A 15,319-nucleotide genomic window follows, 5' to 3' on the forward strand; every position below is an offset into this window, starting at 1 on the left:
TCCCGTTGGTTCCTGACCTTCTTGAGAGCGACCTGTAGAGAGACGTAGGAGATCTGTCGGTGACGGATGGCTTCGAGGTTCCGGGCGCCACGGCGACGGTTCTGCTGCAGGCCGTCGTGACCCGGGTCAGCGACCTGGCCAACAGGCTCGGCGTCCAGCTCTCCGAGGTCTTCGACATCCAGCGCCTGTCCGCCGGTTCCGGCGTCCCCGAACCCGTGGTGAAGGCCCTGCTGAGCGGCCGCCACGCCGGCGAACCCGACCTCCAGGCCCGCTTCCTGCAACGACTCGACCTGCTGCGCCGCACCCGTCTGAAGCCCAACGGACGCCGCTACACCCAGCAGGAGATCGCCGACGGCGCCGGCATGTCGCGCCAGCAGGCGGGTGCCCTCATCAACGGCGACCGGCGCCCCACCATGGAGCACTGCGACGCCATCCAGCGCTTCTTCCGGGTGCACGCCGGATTCCTCACGGCCGAGGACTCCGAGGCCCTCGTGAGCGCCCTCCAGCGCTCGGAGCAGGAACTCCTGCAAAGACTCGCCGACCGCGAACGCGCGGCGGCCGCCGCCGACCCACTGGAGCGGCTGCTCCTGGACCACGGCGTCCGCGGAATCGCCTGGCGGGCCGCGCAGTTGCCCACCGACCAGCACCGGGACAAGGTCGCCGAGTGGCTGGACATGCTCCTGGAGAGCGTCAAACGGCCAGAGTCGTGAGCCGGGGGAGAACTGTGGGCATCGGAAGGGAAATGCGCCGCCTGTGCGGCGAGTTGGTAGCGGAGCTGTCGCTCCCGGCACCGGCGGAACCCGCCGAGCTGTACGCGGCGCTGTGCGGCGCGATGAGCAGACGCCGGGGCCGCCCCGTCCAGTTCCGCACCGCCGCCTTTCCGCCCGGCACCGCGAGCGGACTCTGGCTCGACATGGCCGAACAGGACCTCGTCGTCATCGAGGAACGTACCGCGCCGGACCACCAACTCGTCATCCTGGGCCACGAGCTGTGGCACATGAAGGCCGGGCACTGCAGCCACCACGTCGAGGGCGCCGCCGTCGCAGCCCGTTTACTGAGCGACGGCGCCGACCTCCAGGAGACCGTCCTGAAGGTGGCCGCGCGCACCCGCTTCGACATGGACGACGAGAAGGAGGCCGAGAGCTTCGGCCTGCTGCTCGCCAGCAAGTGCCGTACCTGGCTCGCCGGTTCACCGCTGCGCGGGCCCGTGCAGCGTGACGGTCTGGCCGGCCGCATCGAGGCGTCGCTGGGCTACCGCGGACCACAGGGCTGAAGGTCCCGGAACATGGACGGATCCAGCTACTACATCCCCGCCGCCGCCATGGGTGCCGCCATCGCCTTCAAGGGCCCGGCGCTCCTGCGCGGCTGGCGCGATCCGCTGCTGCGCTCCGTCGGTGTGCTCCTGGCGCTCGCGGGCCTGGTGTTCCTCTTCGCGGCCCCGCCCACCATCGGCAAGGTCAACGAGGTCACCGGGATCCCCAACGTCTCGGCGCCACTGGTCTACTGCCTGCTGAGTGCCTTCAGCGCCTCCTGTCTGGTGCTGATCATCAACTGGCGTGGCGGCCGGCCCGAGGTGACCCGCCGCCTCTCGCGCCGCTGGATCGCCGGATACAGCCTGGTGGGTGCGGCGCTGATCGTGCTCTTCGCCCTCGGGGACGCCCCCGAGGAGCGGCTGCGTGACTTCGACACCTATTACGCGAACACGCCGTTCCTGCGCGAGATGATCGTGCTGTACCTCGTGGCGCTGTCCACCGCGGGCATCGCGATGAACATCATGTGCTGGCGCTGGGCGCTCCAGGTGCACGGCTGGCTGCGGGCCGGACTGGTCATCATCGCGTTCGGCTCGCTGTGCAACATCCCTTACTCGGCGGCCAAGTTCATCGCCGTGGTCGCCCGCTGGAACGGCGGCGACCTGGACGGCCTGAGCACCAACGTGGCGCCGGTGCTGGCCTCCGCCGGAGCCCAGATCACCGCGGTCGGCTTCTGCGTCCCGCTGGCCTGCCAGCGCATCGGGGACAGTTGGAACACCTGGTCGACGTACCGCAGGCTGGGTCCGCTGTGGCGCGAGCTGAAACCGGTCGCCGTGGACGAGGACCGGGCGGTGCGCATCTCCTGGTGGTCCCCCGCCGAACTCCAGGTCACCCAGCGGGAGTCCGACATCCACGACGGCATGCTGAGCCTGTACCCCTACTTCGACTCCGAGGTGCGCTCCGACGCCTACGACGCGGCCGTGGCGGCGGGATCGCCGCCCGCCCGGGCGCAGGCCGAGGCGGACGCGGTGATGGTGACGGCCGCGGTACGGGCCAGAGCCGCCGACCCGGAGGGCAGGGTCATCGGCTCGACGGAGGCCGCCGGAGGGCCGGCCGCCCAGGTCGCGTCCACCGACGGGCCGCGCGACCTGGTGGGCATGTCCATCGCCCTGCGCGAGTCCCCGGTCGTGGCGGCCGCCCGCGGGCGGGCCCCGAGGCGTCCGGAGCGCGACGTCCGGGAGCGCACCAGCTAGACGCCCCCGGGGCCTGGCGGAACCTCATGTGGCGCTGCGTTCGCTCGCCTCGCGCAGGTCCCGCTCCACCGCGCGGTTCTGGGGCGTGTCCGGCCGCCCCACGCTCGTGCCCGGGCGGCCCGCTCGCAACAGCTCGCGCCAGTGCTCACGGCTCCAGTCCGCGGGGGCCGTGGTGGTGGTGAACTCCTCGACCAGGGCCAGGAAGCGTGCCGGGTCGCTGTGGAAGGGGAAGTGGCCCGCGCCCTCGAAGACCTCCAGCCGGCTGCCCGGCATGGCCCGGTGCGCGCCGTGGGCGTGTCTGACGGGCACCACGCTGTCCCGGTCGCCCCAGAGCAGCATCGTGGGCATGCCCTCCGTGAGGTAGCAGCGGTCGAGCATGGTGACCGCCTGGCCGCGCCAGTCGACGACGGCCCGCAGGGTGCGGATGAAGGCGCTGCGGGAGGTCGTGTCGGGCAGCGCGTCCACCAGGGTCAGCAACTCGGGCGCGTCCTGTCCGAGATCGGTGTCGAGAAGGCTCATGAGCCGGGCGAACAGGCCTACTTGCAGGCGCATGCCGGGCAGCCGCAGCGCGGAGAGCATGAGGTGCGCGCCGGGCAGCGAGACCGCACGCAGGACGGGGTTGACCTCGCCGCCGACGCCGCCCGCGCTCACCAGGACGAGCCGTTCGGTGCGCTCGGGGTACTGGTAGGCGAACTGCATCGCGACGCCGCCGCCCAGCGAGTGGCCGACCAGGGTGGCGGACTCGATGTCGAGCGTGGCCAGCAGATCGCGTACGCCGTTGGCGTAGGCGGCGACGGAGTAGTCGGCCCGCGGCTTGTCGGAGGCGCCGTGGCCGAGCAGGTCGGGCGCGATCACCGTGTGGGTGCGGGCCAGGTCGGGGATCAGCTCCGCCCAGGTCGCCGACGAGTCGCCGATGCCGTGGATCAGGACGAGCGCGGGGCCCTCGCCGGCCATCCGGTAGGCGCGTCGGTAGCCGTGCACGACGCGGTGGTGCAGGCGCAGTTCCCCGTCGCCCACGGAGCGCAGGCGCACGGTTCTCCGCGGTCGTCCGAGCGGTGCGTCGGCCACCGGCCCACCTCCTGTCGCCACGCCGCCGTGCGGCGGCTCCCACGCCGTTCCTACGGGCGTCCCGCGTCCTCCTCGGCACACCGTCCGGCCGGCCGGCCGGGCCGCCCGTCAAGCGGTCCGCGCGCCGCCGGTCGCGACTGCGTCCCGCCCGTCGTTCGGGCGGCCGGCACGGTCCCGGGCAGGCGCCGTCCGGCCGTCGCGAGGGCGGCCCCGAGGCTCTCCCCTCCAGCCTAGGGCCCCTGTTCCACAAGGGATTTCCGTGATGTTTCGCCTCCGCTAAGCGGGCGAACCTCCACGTACCGAAACGGGATTGTCAGTGGCGGACGGCAAGCTGGAGTCAGGCAGCACCTGACACGACCAGCCGACCCGGGGAGAGCCGTCCGATGCCGACCGCCGTACTGACCGATCACGAACGCGCCGCCGTGCAGGCCTACCTCCGCCTCCTCCAGACCGTACGAGCCGCCTTCGACGGTCCGCCGGACGGGCGCCGACCACCCGTGGTGCCTCCCGCCGTGCTCGCGGAGGCGGAGCGTGCCCTGGCGGCGGCAGGTCTCGCGGGCAATGAGGAGGCGTTCTTCCGGCTGTTGCAGACCTGGTGCCCGGAGACCACTCAGGCGTGAGGCACGGTGACGACCGTGCCGACCAGGCCCCGTTGGACGGTCCAGCGTCCGTCGAAGACCTCGACGCGCCGGCCGTCCACCAGGGGCCCGGGGACCAGCAGCCGTGCGCGCAGGCGACCCGAGGGGCCCTGGCCCGGGGAGCCGGGGTGCGGGAGGAGGTCGATGTCGGCCTCGGAGAAGTCCAGCCACTTCCCGGTGAGCGGGAACCACGCCTTGTAGACCGACTCCTTGGCGCTGAACAGCAGCCGGTCCCAGTGGACCGCGGGGTGCTCGGCGGCGAGCCGGTCGAGGCGGCCCCTCTCCGCGGGCAGGGCCACGGCCTCCAGGACGCCCTCCGGGAGCGGCTGATGGGGTTCGGCGTCCATGCCGAGGGAGGCCAGGTCGCCGGCGCGGGCGAGTGCGGCGGCGCGATAGCCGTCGCAGTGCGTCATGCTGCCGATCAGGCCGGCGGGCCACTGGGGTGCTCCGCGCTCGCCCGGCAGGACGGGGGCGGGGGGTACCCCGAGCTTCTCCATGGCACGGCGGGCGCAGGCGCGCACGGCGGTGAACTCCCGCCGCCGCTTCGGCACGGCCCGTGTCAGCAGCGCCTGCTCCTCGGGGTACAGGCTCGCGCCCTCGGCCCAGTCGTCACCGTAGCTCTCCACTGCCACGGCCGACTCCGGGAGCAGCTCCTCCATCACCGGCTCCGACCTCCATCGGCAGAATGCGGCGCAGCGTGCCCGGCTGTCCGGGGCGCTTGCGCCATTCTCGGGGATAACCCACGGACACCTCTTCGAAGCGCACGCCCTCGTGCCAGGTGGTCCGGGGGATGTGGAGATGACCGTAGACCATGGCCTCCACACGGAACCTGCGGTGCCAGTCGGCGGTCCGCCGGGTGCCGCACCACATGGCGAACTCGGGGTAGCGCAGGATGTCCGTCGGATGGCGGTCCAGCGGGTAGTGGTTGACCGGGACGGTCGGCAGGTCGTCGGGCAGTTCGGCGAGTCTGCGCTCGGTCTCGGCGACCCGGGCGTGGCACCAGGCGTCGCGGCTGGGGTAGGGGTCGGGGTGGAGCACGTGCTCGTCGGTGCAGACCACGCCCGTTCCCTCGGCGTAGGCCAGTCCCTGCGCCTTGGTCACGCAGCCCTGCGGCAGGAACGAGTAGTCGTAGAGCAGGAAGAGCGGGGCGACGACCACGGGTCCGCCGGGCCCCTCCCAGACGGGGTAGGGGTCCTCGGGGGTGATGACGCCCAACTCCCGGCAGACGGCGACCAGGTGGTCGTATCGGGCGACGCCGCGCAGCTGCACGGGGTCCTTCGGATGGGTCCACAGCTCGTGGTTGCCGGGCACCCAGATCACCTTGGAGAAGCGTGCGGCGAGGGTCTGCAGGGCCCACCGGATGTCGCCGACGAGCTCTCCGACGTCACCGGCGACCAGCAGCCAGTCCTCGTCGGTCTCGGGGTGCATCTTCTCGACCAGGGCGCGGTTCTCGGGGTATCCGATGTGCAGATCGCTGATGGCCAGCAGATTCCCGTGCCCGGCGTCCATCGACCGCACTCTCCGCACCCCCGTAGAAGACGAATGGCAACACAAGAACACATACGCCCGGCACGGGACAAGGATGCCCGGACACGACACCCGGGAAATCCGTAACACGCCCGTAGCCGTACGGGGGGTGCGCGCCCCTTATGATCGCCCCAACACGGCTGCCACGAACCTCTCTTGGCGTACGGCGGCTTGGTGTTCCTCCCTCTCCCTGGCCGGGCACGGCCCGCTCCGCCGTGCCCGTGAACCCCCGAAAGGCGGCCTGCATGGATTTCCGCGTACGCGTCTGGCTCAACCGCACGTACGCGGAGAACGTGTTCTTCATGGATCAGCTGCGAAGTAATCCGCAGGGCCGCACGGTCGAGATCCATGCCACGCACGGCGACCCGGACTCCCCCGTGCTGGCCGCCGCCGACACCGCCGAGCTGGAGCCCGAGGGCCTGTCCCCGCGCGCCTACGTCGAGTACGCCCTGGACCAGTGCGCGCGTCACTCCATAGACGTGTTCGTGCCGGTCCTGCACCAGGCCGCGATCGTGGCCCAGCGCGCCGAGTTCGCCGCGCTCGGTACGGCTCTGCTGGCCCCGCCCCCCGAGGCGGTGGCCGTCTTCCAGGACAAGGCCACCGCGTACCAGGCGGTGCAGGCGGTGGGTGTGCCGGTACCGCCGTGGTGGCGGGTGCGCACCGAGGAGGAGCTCCTCACGGCCGTCGAGACGCTGGAGGCCGCGGGTCACAAGGCCTGCTTCAAGCCGGCGGCCGGAGCGGGCGGAGTGGGCTTCCGCGTCATCACGCGGGCTCCCTTCTCGCTCGCGCACCTCAGTGGTTTCCCGAGCCCCTTCGTGCCGCTGGACCTGGTCGTGGCGGCGCTGCGCGAGGCGGACGAGCCCGTGGACTGGCTGGTGATGCCGCGGCTGGAGCAGCCCGAGGTGTCCGTCGACTGCCTGACCGCGCCGGACGGGCGGGTCCGCATGGCGGTGGGCCGCACGAAGAACGGGCGGCGCCGCGGCTTCACGCTGCACCCGTCGTGGACCGAGCCCGCGCGGCTGCTCGCGGAGGCGTTCGGACTGCACTATCTGTCGAACATCCAGTTCCGCATGTTCGGGGACCAGCCGGTCCTGATGGACGTGAACACGCGTCCGGCCGGCGGTCTGCACCAGCTGGCCCTGTGCGGGGTCAACGCTCCCTGGGCCGCGGTGCGGCTGGCGCTCGGCGAGGAGACGGGCGAGGTGGTTCCGGCATCCCTCGGGAAGGACTACACGGTGGTCTCGGGGCCCCGTGCGGTGCGTCCGGTGTCGCTGCCGCAGCAGCGGACCGAGTCGCCCGTGCCGTCACTGCCCGCCGTGCCGGCCCCGGCCCCGGCCCCGGAGCCCGCGGTCCCCTCCCCCGGCGGGCCGTCCGCGTCGGCCGGCGCGCCCGCGACGACGGCCATCCAGCCCGCCTAGCGTCCCCCTCCCCCCTCCCCCGGCACCTCTACCGGTCTGGACCAATTCTCGCGCAGCGTCTTGACAGCGAGATTGGTCCATACCAACTTGGTTGCGCACCTCTCAGCACTCCCGAACACCCCCATTTCTTCAGGGAGATCGCGTGCGCATCGCAGACCTCAGACGTTCCAGACATCGCTTCCTGGCCCTGCTCGGCACCGCCGCGCTGGCCCTGGCCGGGGCGGTCGCCCTCCCCGGCACGGCGCAGGCCGCCAACATCCTGTCCAACCCCGGCTTCGAGACCGGAAGCCTCTCCCCCTGGTCCTGCTCCGGCAACCTGGGCTCCGTCGTCTCCAGCCCCGTGCACGGCGGCTCCAAGGCTCTCTCGGGAGCGGTGAGCGCCAGTGACAACGCCCAGTGCACCCAGACCGTGTCGGTCCAGCCGAACACGACGTACAGCCTCTCGGGCTGGGTGCGCGGGAGCTACGTGTACCTCGGCGTGGACGGCGGCGCCTCCACCTGGACGACGTCCCCCTCGGCCTACAGCAAGCTGACCGTGTCCTTCACGACCGGCGCCTCGCAGACCAGCGCCAAGATCTACGTGCACGGCTGGTACGCGCAGGGCACCTACAACGCCGACGACATCAGCCTGGACGGGCCGGGCGGCGGCGGTGGCTCCGACACCCAGGCGCCGACCGCCCCCACGAACCTGACCTCCACCGGCAAGACCTCGTCGAGCGTCTCCCTGTCGTGGGGCGCGTCGAGCGACAACGTCGGCGTGACCGGCTACGACGTCTACACCGGCTCCAACCAGGTGCTCACGGTGTCCGGCACCAGCGCCACCGTCAGCGGACTCTCCCCGAGCACCGCCTACACCTTCACCGTCAAGGCGCGGGACGCGGCCGGCAACACCTCCCCGGCGTCCAACGCCGTGTCGGTGACGACGAACGCGGGCGGTAGCGGCGGCACCGGCTTCAAGCAGGCGGCGCCCTACCTGTTCGAGGGCTGGGGCGACCCGCCGAGCCCGACCACGGTCATGAACGCGACCGGCGTCAAGTGGTTCACGATGGCGTTCGTGCTCGACTCGGGCGGCTGCAACCCCGCCTGGGACGGCAACCGGGCGCTGACCGGCGGCGTCGACCAGACCGCCATCAACCAGATCCGCTCCGCGGGCGGTGACATCGTCCCCTCCTTCGGCGGCTGGCAGGGCAGCAAGCTCGGCGCCAACTGCTCCTCGGCGAGCGCGCTCGCCGGAGCCCTGCAGAAGGTGATCGACGCCTACAGCCTCAAGGCGATCGACATGGACATCGAGAACACGGACGAGTTCGAGAACGAGGCCGTGCAGGCGAAGATCCTGACCGCGCTGAAGACGGTCAAGGCCAACAACCCCGGCCTGAAGACCATCGTCACCTTCGGCACCTCGACGACCGGCCCGACGTACTACGGCAACCGCCTCATCGAGCAGGCGCAGTCCCTGAACGCGGGGATCGACGTCTTCACCATCATGCCGTTCGACTTCGGCGGCGGCTCCGACATGTACGGCAACACGGTGAACGCCACCGAGGGGCTGAAGGCCAAGCTGAAGTCGACCTTCGGCTGGGACGACGCGACGGCCTACTCGCACATCGGCATCTCCGGCATGAACGGCCTCTCCGACCAGCAGGAGAACACCACTCCGGCGATCTGGACGCAGATCCGCGACTGGGCGAACTCCCACCACATCGCGCGGCTCGCCTTCTGGGCGGTCAACCGTGACCGGCCCTGCCCCGGCGGCGGCGTGGTGAGCAACTGCTCCGGCATCAGCCAGAGCACCTGGCAGTTCACCTCCATCACCGCGGGCTTCACCGGCTGACGGACCGCCAGGAGGACGGAGCAGGAGAAACAGGTGGGCCGCCCGGACACCCGGGCGGCCCACCGCCGTCCGCACGAGGGCCCCGAGCCGAGGATCCGGGCAGGTCACGGGTTACTCTCGCCGCGACACCGGAACCGTCGGAAAGGCCCGTGGCAATGACGACCGACCGCGAGGACGACACCTCGCCACGCGCCCCGCTGGGCACCTGGCCCACGCCGCTGGAACCCGCGCCCCGGCTGGCCCGCGCCCTCGGCCTCGGACCCGAGGACCTGTGGGTCAAGCGCGACGACCTCACCGGCCTCGGCGGCGGTGGCAACAAGATCCGCAAGCTGGAGTGGACGTGCGGCGCGGCCTTGGCCGAGGGCGCGACGACGCTGGTGACCACGGGTGCGCCGCAGAGCAACCACGCGCGCCTGACCGCGGCGGCCGGTGCCCGGCTCGGGCTCCGCGTCGTCCTCGTGCTGGCCGGGGCACCCGGCGGTACGGCCTCCGGCAACCTGGCGCTCGACGGACTCTTCGGCGCCACGGTCGTCTGGGCCGAGGACGGCGAGCCGCTGGATTCCCGCGCCCGCGGGGTGGTGGAGGAGGAGCGGGCGCGCGGCGAGGTGCCGGCGCTGATCCCCTTCGGCGGATCGAGCGCGCTCGGTGCCCGCGGCTACGTCGAGTGCGCACGCGAACTCCTCGACCAGGCACCGGACCTGGCGACCGTCGTGGTGGCGCTCGGCTCGGGCGGCACCATGGCCGGCCTGGTCGCGCACCTCGGGGCCTCCCGCGTCCTCGGCGTGCACTGCGGCGCCGTAGCCGACCCCGCCGGGACGGTGACGCAACTGGTCGGCGAGCTGTCCGGGACGCGGGGCGTCACCGAGGCCCCGCGGCTGCGGCTCGACCAGGTCGGCGACGGATACGACACGCCTGGCGAGCCGGTGATGAACGCCCTGACCCTGGCCGCGCGCACCGAGGGCATCGTCCTCGACCCGATCTACACGGGGCGGGCGATGGCGGGGCTGATCGCGGCCGTCGCGGACGGCGACATCGCCCCAGGACGGCGCACCGTCTTCCTGCACACCGGGGGGCTGCCCGGCCTCTTCGGCCATCCCGCCACGCTCGCCCGGGCGGGCGCCGCGCTGCTCAGTCCTCCGGATGACCCCGGACACGCGCCAACTGCCTGAGCCTGGGCGGGAGTTCGGCCGAAGGATCCGCGGCCCGGGCGGACCGGTCCGGAGCGCACGGACGACAGGACGAACACCGGTGATTCGACCGGGCGCGGGGCGGGGCGGTGTACCCGCCGTCGGCCGGACCGCCCGGTCCCCGGGGCGAGGGCACCGCGTCCGGGGGCCCTCTGGGCGGCCGCACCGCCTCGGCCATCAGCCTCCCCCGACGCCTCAAGGCCCTTGCCGATCGCGGACCCGCGCGGGTCTCGCACCGTGGCCCCTCTTTCTCGTCGTTCCCCCCGCATCACAGGGGGAAGGACGAACTCCAGGTGCCGCGCGGGGGAACGGGCCGTGGCCACGGCGGGCGTCGGACCCACCGTGACCGGGCCTCCTACCTCTTCCTCAGTACTTCATGGGAAGTGCTGCCACATTCCTGTCGCGCTCGGTCACTTCGTCTCCACGGCCAGCCGCAGGGTCAGCACCTCGAAGGGCCGCAGGGTGAGCGGGACCGCGTTCCCGTCGGTGTCCGCGCGGGAGAGCGGGCGCTCCAGCAGGTCGGTCACCTGGGCCGCGGCGAGCGGGAACCCGGTGCGCAGGGTTCCGGTGGCGCGGCCGCCGCGGGACTCGTAGAGCCGCACGACGACATCACCGGAGGCGTCGTCGGCGAGCTTGACCGCCTCGACGGTGACTCCCTCCCCGTCGACGGAGACGACGGGTTCGGCGGGGCCGTGCGCCTCGGCCGGCCGCAGCGGCAGGTTGAGGGCGTAGCCCTCGGCGACCGCGTCCTCGATGCTCGCCCCGGGCAGCAGGGAGTACGTGAAGCGGTGGCGGCCCTGGTCGGCGCCCGGGTCGGGGACGCGCGGGGCGCGCACCAGGCTGAGCCGGACCGTGGTGGTCGTGCCCCCGTCCTCACGGACGGTGCGGGAGACGTCGTGGCCGTACGTCGAGTCGTTGATGACCGCGACGCCGTAGCCGGGTTCGCCGATGTGCACCCAGCGGTGGCCGTACACCTCGAAGCGGGCTGCCTCCCAGCTCGTGTTGGTGTGCGTGGGGCGCTGGACGTGGCCGAACTGGATCTCGGCCGAGGAGTGCGGGGCGCGGACGTCGACCGGGAAGGCGGCCTTGAGGATCTTCTCGCTCTCGTGCCAGTCGATGTCCGTCTCGAAGTCGACACGGGGGCTGCCGGCCCGGACCGTGATCGTCTGGGTGATCGTCGAGCCCTTGCCGAAGGAGCGGGTGACACGGATCGCGCCGGCCAGCGGGTCGTCCTCGACGACCGTGACCGAGTCGGGCTCCAGGAGGTCCGTGTACCGGTTCTTGTAGTGCTTGTCGATGTCCCAGGCGTCCCAGTAGTTGGGCAGATCGGTGTGCAGGCGGAGCAGGTTGCCCCGGTCCGCGAGGACCTCGCGGTCCGCCCGCAGGTCGCGCACGGACGACAGCGTGCCGTCCTCCGCCACCCGGACCCGGACCAGCCCGTTGTCCAGGACGCGGCCGGACACCGTCACCGGCTGCGGGGGCCGGGCGTCGGCCAGGGGCGCGCTGCCGTTCGCCGGCACCTGTACGTACGCCGGCGTGCCGTCCGTCGTGCGGACCACCTCGGCGCGGTCGTACGGGCTGGTGTTGAAGACACGCGTCCCGCCGGAGCCGAGGGCGGTGATCGCGGCCGTCGTCAGCTCCTCCAGTTCCCGCCCGACGCGGGCGTACTCGGCCTCGGCCTCGCGGTGCACCCAGGCGATCGACGACCCGGGCAGGATGTCGTGGAACTGGTGCAGCAGCACCGTCTTCCACAGCCGGTCGAACGCCTCGTACGGGTAGGCGTAGCCCGGCGCGTGCAGGGCGGCCGTGGTGGCCCACAGCTCCGCCTCGCGCAGCCGGTGCTCGCTGCGCCGGTTGCCCTGCTTGGTGCGGGCCTGGGAGGTGTAGGTGGCGCGGTGCAGTTCGAGGTAGAGCTCGCCGGCCCACACCGGGGCGTCCGGGTACTCCGCGCGTGCCTTCGCGAAGAACGCGTCGGGGTGTTCGACCTCGACCTTCGCGGAGCCCTCCAGGTCCTTCAGCCGGCGGGCCCGCTCCATGATCTCGCGGGTGGGGCCGCCACCGCCGTCGCCCCAGCCGAAGGGGGCCAGTGAGCGGGTGGCGCCGCCCTTCTCGCGGTAGTTGCGCACCGCGAGGGCCATCTCCTCTCCGTTGAAACGTGCGTTGTAGGTGTCGACCGGCGGGAAGTGGGTGAAGATGCGGGTGCCGTCGATGCCCTCCCACCAGAACGTGTGGTGGGGGAACTTGTTCGTCTGGTTCCAGGAGATCTTCTGGGTGAGGAACCATTCGTTGCCGGCGAGCTTGGCGAGCTGCGGGTAGGCGGCGTTGTAGCCGAAGGAGTCCGGCAGCCACACGCCCTTGGTCTCGACGCCGAAGTGCTCGATGAAGAACCGCTTGCCGTGCACGAGCTGGCGGGCGAGGGCCTCGCCACCGGGCAGGTTGCCGTCGGCCTCGACCCACATGCCGCCGACCGGTGCCCACTGGCCCTTCTTCACGGACTCCTGGATGCGGGCCCACACGTGCGGATGGTTGTCGCGCACCCACTCGTACTGCTGGGCCTGCGAGCAGGCGAACACGAACTCCTCGTACTCGTCGGCCAGCGACGTGACGTTGGAGAAGGTGCGGGACGTCTTGCGCTTGGTCTCGCGGATCGGCCACAGCCAGGCCGAGTCGATGTGCGCGTGGCCGACGCCGGAGACGATGTGGGCGCTGGCGTGGGCGGGCTTCGACAGCACCGGCTCCAGGGCCGTGCGCACGGCGGGCGCCGAGCCGGGGATGTCGTCCAGGTCCAGCAGGTCCAGGGCCCGGTCGAGCGCGTGCATGATCTCGTGCCGGCGGGGGTCGTGCTCGCCGAGCTCCAGCATCAGTTCGCGCAGTACCTGGATGTCGAGGTCCAGGTGCCAGACGTCCTCGTCGAGCACGGCGATGTCGGCGCGCCTGAAGGTGTACAGCGGGCGGTCGCCCGCCGTCAGCACATCGCCCAACGGGGTCGGCCCCGCGAAGTCGTTGGCGAGGATGTCGGGGTTGGAGGCGGCCTCGACGAGGTACTCGACCGGCTCCCCGCCGACCGCCGGACGGGCGATGGGGACGTACTGGTTGAGCGGGTTGACCGCCTTCAGCGGTGTGCCGTCGGCGAGGTGGACGAGGGCCTCGGCCTGGTTGCCGGGCCAGTCGCCCACGAAGCCGAGGTCGATGACGGCCTCGACGCGTCTGCCGGCGTACTCGGCCGGCACCTGCCCGCGCATCCGGAACCAGGTCGTCCCCCACGGCGGGCCCCACGGGGTGTCCATCGCGAAGGGTTCGTACGGGGCGGCCGCGGCCTCCTCGAAGGGCACCGGCTCCCCCGGCGCCTGCCACGCCTCCACCACGAGGGGGACGGTGGCGGCGTAGGTCGCGGGCTTGATGCGCTGGTCGTGGATGCGCTCGACGCGCTCCTCGATGCGGCGGCGTTCGTCATGCATGGCCGTACGTCTCCTCGCTCGGTCTCTACTTCAGGTAACCCAGGCCGGGGTGCGCGGCGGTGTAGCCGTCGACCAGCCGGTGTGCCACGTTCACGGAGTCCACGAGGGGGTGCAGCGCGAACGCCTTCACCGCCGTCGTGCGGGATCCCGACTCGGCGGCCGACAGCACCTCCCGCTCCACCGCCTTCACCGCGCACACCAGGCCGGTGGCATGGTCCGGCAGCGGGTCGACGGCGACCGGATGCGCGCCGTTGGCGTCCACCAGGCAGGGCACCTCGATGACGGCCGCGTCGTCGAGGACCGCCAGGGTGCCGCGGTTGCGGACGTTGAGGATCAGCGTGGTGCGCTCGTCGCGGGCGATGGCCCGCATGAGGGCGAGCGCGACCTTCTCGTAGCCGCCGGAGAGGTCGTCGGCGTCGCGTTCGCCCGCGCCGGCCGCGTCCCGGTTCTCCGCCATGTAGGTGGCCTCGCGTTCGGCGCGCGTACGGTTCCAGGCGCTCAGCGCGGCGGCGTCGGGGTGCGTCATCTCCTCGTAGAACCCCGCCTGCTGGTCGCGCAGGAAGGCGCCGCGCGTCCGGTCCGCCTGCTGGTAGGCGCGGACGGTCTCGCGGTTGAAGTAGTAGTAGTGCAGGTATTCGTTGGGGACGGCGCCCAGGGACCGGAGCCAGTCCGGACCGAAGAGCCGCCCCTCCTCGAAGGAACCGAGCAGCTGCGGGTCCGCGAGCAGGCGCGGGAGTTCGTCGCGGCCCGCGATCCGCAGACCCCGTACCCAGCCGAGGTGGTTGAGCCCGACGTAGTCGATCCACGCCTCGCGCGGGTCGGCGCCGAGCACCTTCGCGATCCGGCGGCCGAGGCCGACCGGCGAGTCGCAGATGCCGATGACGCGGTCGCCGAGGTGCCGGGCCATCGCCTCGGTGACGAGGCCGGCCGGGTTGGTGAAGTTGATGACCCAGGCGTCGGGGGCCAGCCGCGCGACGCGGCGTGCGATGTCGTCGGCGACGGGCACGGTGCGCAGTCCGTACGCGATACCGCCCGCGCCGACCGTCTCCTGGCCGAGGACGCCTTCGGCGAGCGCCACGCGTTCGTCGTCCGCTCGTCCCTCCAGGCCGCCGACGCGGATCGCGGAGAAGACGAAGTCGGCGCCGCGCAGGGCTTCGTCGAGGTCGGTGGTGACGGTCACCTCGGGTGCGTCCGGTACGCCCGCCGCCTGTTCGGCGAGCACCCGCGCGACGGCGGACAGCCGTGCCGGGTCCAGGTCGTGCAGCACGACCCGGGTGACGCGTCCCTCGGCACGGTCCCCGAGGAGCGCCCCGTACACGAGCGGCACACGGAATCCTCCGCCGCCGAGAATGGTCAGCCTCACGCGATTACCACCTTTGCGAGTTCTGCGAGTTCTGCGCGCCGGGCACGCTCGGCGTGCCGGACGCGTTCCTGCCGGTACGACACGTTCGGTGCGGGCCGGGCGGGGCGCCCGTACGGTGTCGGCCGCGCGTGGCGGCCGTACGGCGCGGTCCACGCATGGCGCCCATACGGGGTCGGCCGCGCACGGTGCCCGTACGGCGCGGGCCGCGCGTGGCACCGGCACGGCGTAGGCCGCGCGTGCTGTCCGCACGGCGCGGGCCGGGTGTGGCGCCCATACGGTGTCGGCCGCGCATGGCGGCCGTACGGTGCGGGCCGCACACGCCGCCC

At 72.3% G+C, this 15,319-nt stretch carries 12 protein-coding genes; 7 read left to right on the forward strand and 5 right to left on the reverse strand.

Going from position 1 to position 15,319, the window contains the following annotated elements; genetic code table 11:
* Window positions 1-59 precede the first annotated feature (59 nt).
* The 3 genes from ACZ4IF_RS07985 to ACZ4IF_RS07995 are packed head-to-tail and all read left to right on the forward strand — an operon-like array spanning window position 60 to window position 2,503.
* Complete coding sequence (locus ACZ4IF_RS07985; RefSeq protein WP_467560610.1) at window positions 60-710, forward strand: helix-turn-helix domain-containing protein; 651 nt, start codon at window positions 60-62, stop codon at window positions 708-710.
* Window positions 711-742: 32 nt separating this feature from the next.
* Window positions 743-1,273 (forward strand): toxin-antitoxin system, toxin component, encoded by a 531-nt coding sequence (locus ACZ4IF_RS07990; RefSeq protein WP_095937784.1) that lies wholly within the window; start codon window positions 743-745, stop codon window positions 1,271-1,273.
* A gap of 12 nt (window positions 1,274-1,285) precedes the next feature.
* Window positions 1,286-2,503, forward strand: coding sequence for an MAB_1171c family putative transporter (locus ACZ4IF_RS07995; protein WP_467560612.1), 1,218 nt, complete (start codon window positions 1,286-1,288; stop codon window positions 2,501-2,503).
* Window positions 2,504-2,527: 24 nt separating this feature from the next.
* Here ACZ4IF_RS07995 and ACZ4IF_RS08000 read toward each other — a convergent pair whose 3' ends face one another.
* Window positions 2,528-3,571 (reverse strand): alpha/beta fold hydrolase, encoded by a 1,044-nt coding sequence (locus ACZ4IF_RS08000; protein WP_467560614.1) that lies wholly within the window; start codon window positions 3,569-3,571, stop codon window positions 2,528-2,530.
* A gap of 383 nt (window positions 3,572-3,954) precedes the next feature.
* On the opposite strand from ACZ4IF_RS08000, the gene ACZ4IF_RS08005 reads away from it, so the two are divergent.
* The gene (locus ACZ4IF_RS08005; RefSeq protein ID WP_467560616.1) at window positions 3,955-4,191 is read left to right on the forward strand and encodes a hypothetical protein; all 237 of its coding nucleotides are present in this window, start codon (window positions 3,955-3,957) and stop codon (window positions 4,189-4,191) included.
* Here ACZ4IF_RS08005 and ACZ4IF_RS08010 read toward each other — a convergent pair.
* Complete coding sequence (locus ACZ4IF_RS08010) at window positions 4,182-4,871, reverse strand: 4'-phosphopantetheinyl transferase family protein (protein ID WP_467560618.1); 690 nt, start codon at window positions 4,869-4,871, stop codon at window positions 4,182-4,184. The genes ACZ4IF_RS08005 and ACZ4IF_RS08010 overlap by 10 nt on opposite strands.
* On the reverse strand, window positions 4,819-5,718 hold the full coding sequence (locus tag ACZ4IF_RS08015) for a metallophosphoesterase family protein (RefSeq protein WP_467560620.1): 900 nt from the start codon (window positions 5,716-5,718) through the stop codon (window positions 4,819-4,821). Before ACZ4IF_RS08015 ends, ACZ4IF_RS08010 begins: the two co-directional genes overlap by 53 nt.
* A 263-nt stretch (window positions 5,719-5,981) precedes the next feature.
* Here ACZ4IF_RS08015 and ACZ4IF_RS08020 point away from each other — a divergent pair, with 263 nt between their 5' ends.
* From ACZ4IF_RS08020 to ACZ4IF_RS08030, 3 genes are all read left to right on the forward strand, one after another.
* The gene (locus ACZ4IF_RS08020; RefSeq protein ID WP_467560622.1) at window positions 5,982-7,154 is read left to right on the forward strand and encodes an ATP-grasp domain-containing protein; all 1,173 of its coding nucleotides are present in this window, start codon (window positions 5,982-5,984) and stop codon (window positions 7,152-7,154) included.
* 142 nt (window positions 7,155-7,296) lie between these two features.
* Window positions 7,297-8,985 carry a carbohydrate binding domain-containing protein gene (locus ACZ4IF_RS08025; protein ID WP_467560624.1) on the forward strand — a complete coding sequence of 563 codons (1,689 nt, stop codon included), beginning with the start codon at window positions 7,297-7,299 and terminating at the stop codon, window positions 8,983-8,985.
* Between the two features lie 155 nt (window positions 8,986-9,140).
* Window positions 9,141-10,154 (forward strand): D-cysteine desulfhydrase family protein, encoded by a 1,014-nt coding sequence (locus ACZ4IF_RS08030; protein ID WP_467560626.1) that lies wholly within the window; start codon window positions 9,141-9,143, stop codon window positions 10,152-10,154.
* 428 nt (window positions 10,155-10,582) lie between these two features.
* Here ACZ4IF_RS08030 and ACZ4IF_RS08035 read toward each other — a convergent pair whose 3' ends face one another.
* Both ACZ4IF_RS08035 and ACZ4IF_RS08040 read right to left on the reverse strand, forming a co-directional pair.
* On the reverse strand, window positions 10,583-13,630 hold the full coding sequence (locus ACZ4IF_RS08035; protein WP_467560628.1) for an alpha-mannosidase: 3,048 nt from the start codon (window positions 13,628-13,630) through the stop codon (window positions 10,583-10,585).
* A gap of 25 nt (window positions 13,631-13,655) precedes the next feature.
* The gene (locus ACZ4IF_RS08040) at window positions 13,656-14,993 is read right to left on the reverse strand and encodes a 6-phospho-beta-glucosidase (RefSeq protein WP_467560630.1); all 1,338 of its coding nucleotides are present in this window, start codon (window positions 14,991-14,993) and stop codon (window positions 13,656-13,658) included.
* Window positions 14,994-15,319 lie beyond the last annotated feature (326 nt).

This window comes from Streptomyces sp. NPDC025784 (assembly GCF_055558435.1).

What these genes read in the sequence shown, in the direction of transcription:
- ACZ4IF_RS07990 (WP_095937784.1), top strand. Translation starts at nt 743, where the DNA reads ATGCGCCGCCTGTGCGGCGAGTTGGTAGCGGAGCTGTCGCTCCCGGCA.
- ACZ4IF_RS07995 (WP_467560612.1), top strand. Translation starts at nt 1,286, where the DNA reads ATGGACGGATCCAGCTACTACATCCCCGCCGCCGCCATGGGTGCCGCC.
- ACZ4IF_RS08005 (WP_467560616.1), top strand. Translation starts at nt 3,955, where the DNA reads ATGCCGACCGCCGTACTGACCGATCACGAACGCGCCGCCGTGCAGGCC.
- ACZ4IF_RS08015 (WP_467560620.1), bottom strand. Translation starts at nt 5,718, where the DNA reads ATGGACGCCGGGCACGGGAATCTGCTGGCCATCAGCGATCTGCACATC.
- ACZ4IF_RS08020 (WP_467560622.1), top strand. Translation starts at nt 5,982, where the DNA reads ATGGATTTCCGCGTACGCGTCTGGCTCAACCGCACGTACGCGGAGAAC.
- ACZ4IF_RS08030 (WP_467560626.1), top strand. Translation starts at nt 9,141, where the DNA reads ATGACGACCGACCGCGAGGACGACACCTCGCCACGCGCCCCGCTGGGC.
- ACZ4IF_RS08035 (WP_467560628.1), bottom strand. Translation starts at nt 13,630, where the DNA reads ATGCATGACGAACGCCGCCGCATCGAGGAGCGCGTCGAGCGCATCCAC.